We start from the raw sequence: 3,006 nt of genomic DNA, 5'->3' as shown, positions 1-3,006 counted from the left end.
ATCAGAAATCACTCCAGCCAATTCAGCTGAAGTTGTTGCTGAAAGTATATTTAATTTATCAGTAGTTACCACCAATGTTTTTGACGTTGGTATTGTGCTTCCGTTTATGCTAGTCGCTGTTGCAACTCCTATAACAGGTGTCACTAATGTTGGTGAAGCATTCATAACAAAGATCGAACCTGTTCCTGTTTGAGAAGCTACAGCAGTTGCATTTCCAATACTTGTTATTGGACCTGTTAAGTTAGCATTAGTACTATTTGCAGCAGAAACAAAGGCTGTAGTTGCAATTTGAGTTGTATTGGTAAGTGCAGCTGCAGTTGGCGCATTTGGTGACCCAGTTAATGTTGCTGAATCAGACATAACCACACTACCAGTTCCTGTAATTGGATTAGATACTAGCCCTTTATTCGTGTCAGAGAACACAGGTAAAGAAACCGTTAATGTTGAAAGTATAGGTTGTGCACTTAGTGTCGTTACTCCTGTTACTCCAAGAGTTCCTCCAATAGTGGAAGTCCCTGTCAAAGTGGAAGTTCCGCTTACATTTAAAGCAGTCAATGTTCCAACGGTAGTAATAAGTACTTGTGATGCGTCCAAAATACGCCCTCCTAGATTAGTCGCAGATACTGTGGTTGCAGATACAGTAGTTGCAGACACATTGGTTGCAGATATAGCACTTGCCGTAACTGTTCCAGTAAGTACTGGTGAATTTGCTCTTACCACATCGCCAGAACCAGTAGTATTAAATTCTTCTACTGTTCCTGTACCTGATGATACTCTTCCTAGTACTTTACCACTAGTAACCCCTTGAATCTTACTATAAGTTACATTAGCATCTTTAATCTTAGTAGTTTCTATGGCGTCGTTTGCTAAATCACCAACTAGGATCGTCCCTTCGGCAATCATAGCTGTCAGAACTTTGCTGCCTCCAATAGTTGAAACACCTCCATTATCTATTGTTACATCTCCTGTCATAGTAATCTCAGTCGCTTGATTACTAATGTTTCCGACGTAGATTTTACCATTCGCTAGAGTATTGATATTTCCAATTGCATCTGCATTTACTTTCGCTTGCGCATCCAGTTTATTATCAGCATTATTTAAGGCAGTAGCTCCAGCAATGTAATTAGCAGTACTATTTGCAGTATAAGTTCCGTCAGTTGCTAATCCAGCTCCTGTTTGAGTAGTATTCAGTTCTGATTGAATGTTTCCTTCAATTCCTGTGGCTCTCGTTTTTTCTGTTCCAATTAAATCTGCATTTATTTTCGCTTGCGCATCCAAATCTTCTGTAGCAGCAACCAAAGAGGCTGATGTTTTAATATAATTAGTAGCGCCATTTGCAGTATAAGTTCCGTCGGTTGCTAATCCAGCTCCTGCTTGAGTACTATTCAGTTCTAATTGAATGTTTCCTTCAATTCCTGTGGCTCTCGTTTTTTCTGTTCCAATTGCATCTGCATTTACTTTCGCTTGTGCATCCAGTTTATTATCAGCATCATTTAAGGCAGTAGCTCCAGCAATGTAATTAGCAGTAGCGTTGACAGTATAAGTTCCGTCAGCGGCTAATCCAGCTCCTGTTTGAGTAGTATTCAGTTCTGATTGAATATTTCCTTCAATTCCTGTGGCTCTCGTTTTTTCTGTTCCAATTGCATCTGCATTTACTTTCGCTTGTGCATCCAAATCTTCTGTAGCAGCAACCAAAGAGGCTGATGTTTTCATATAATTAGTAGCGCCATTTGCAGTATAAGTTCCGTCAGTTGCTAATCCCGCTCCTGTTTGAGTAGTATTCAGTTCTGATTGAATGTTTCCTTCAATTCCTGTGGCTCTCGTTTTTTCTGTTCCAATTGCATCTGCATTTACTTTCGCTTGCAAATCCAAATCTTCTGTAGCAGCAACCAAAGAGGCTGATGTTTTTATATAATTAGTAGCGCCATTTGCAGTATAAGTTCCGTCAGTTGCTAATCCAGCTCCTGCTTGAGTAGTATTCAGTTCTGATTGAATGTTTCCTTCAATTCCTGTGGCTCTCGTTTTTTCTGTTCCAATTGCATCTGCATTTACTTTCGCTTGCAAATCCAAATCTTCTGTAGCAGCAACCAAAGAGGCTGATGTTTTCATATAATTAGTAGCGCCATTTGCAGTATAAGTTCCGTCGGTTGCTAATCCAGCTCCTGCTTGAGTAGTATTTAGTTCTGATTGAATATTTCCTTCAATTCCTGTGGCTCTCGTTTTTTCTGTTCCAATTGCATCTGCATTTATTTTCGCTTGCGCATCCAGTTTATTATCAGCATCATTTAAGGCAGTAGCTCCAGCAATGTAATTAGCGGTACTATTTGCAGTATAAGTTCCGTCAGCGGCTAATCCAGCTCCTGCTTGAGTAGTATTCAGTTCTGATTGAATGTTTCCTTCAATTCCTGTGGCTCTCGTTTTTTCTGTTCCAATTGCATCTGCATTTATTTTCGCTTGCGCATCCAGTTTCTTATCAGCATCATTTAAGGCAGTAGCTCCAGCAATGTAATTAGCGGTACTATTTGCAGTATAAGTTCCGTCAGCGGCTAATCCAGCTCCTGCTTGAGTAGTATTTAGTTCTGATTGAATGTTTACTTCAATTCCTGTGGCTCTCGTTTTTTCTGTTCCAATTGCATCTGCATTTATTTTCGCTTGCGCATCTAATTTATTGTCAGCATCATTTAAGGCAGTAGCTGCAGCAATGTAATTAGCGGTACTATTTGCAGTATAAGTTCCGTCAGCGGCTAATCCAGCTCCTGTTTGAGTTACATCCAGTTCTGATTGAATATTTCCTTCAATTCCTGTGGCTCTCGTTTTTTCTGTTCCAATTAAATCTGCATTTATTTTCGCTTGCGCATCCAGTTTATTATCAGCATCATTTAAGGCAGTAGCTCCAGCAATGTAATTAGCAGTACTATTTGCAGTATAAGTTCCGTCAGTTGCTAATCCAGCTCCTGTTTGAGTAGTATTCAGTTCTGATTGAATGTTTCCTTCAATTCCTGTGGC

Annotated in this window: 1 protein-coding gene; it reads right to left on the bottom strand. The window is 39.8% G+C overall.

The genetic code is table 11. The features are described 5' to 3' along the window. Positions 1-3,006 (bottom strand): beta strand repeat-containing protein (locus BUA99_RS15170; protein WP_159430957.1); only part of this gene is annotated, 3,006 nt, incomplete at both ends.

It is taken from the genome of Flavobacterium segetis, assembly GCF_900129575.1.
Taxonomy (GTDB): domain Bacteria; phylum Bacteroidota; class Bacteroidia; order Flavobacteriales; family Flavobacteriaceae; genus Flavobacterium; species Flavobacterium segetis.
This window is presented reverse-complemented; position numbering and strand designations above follow the sequence as displayed.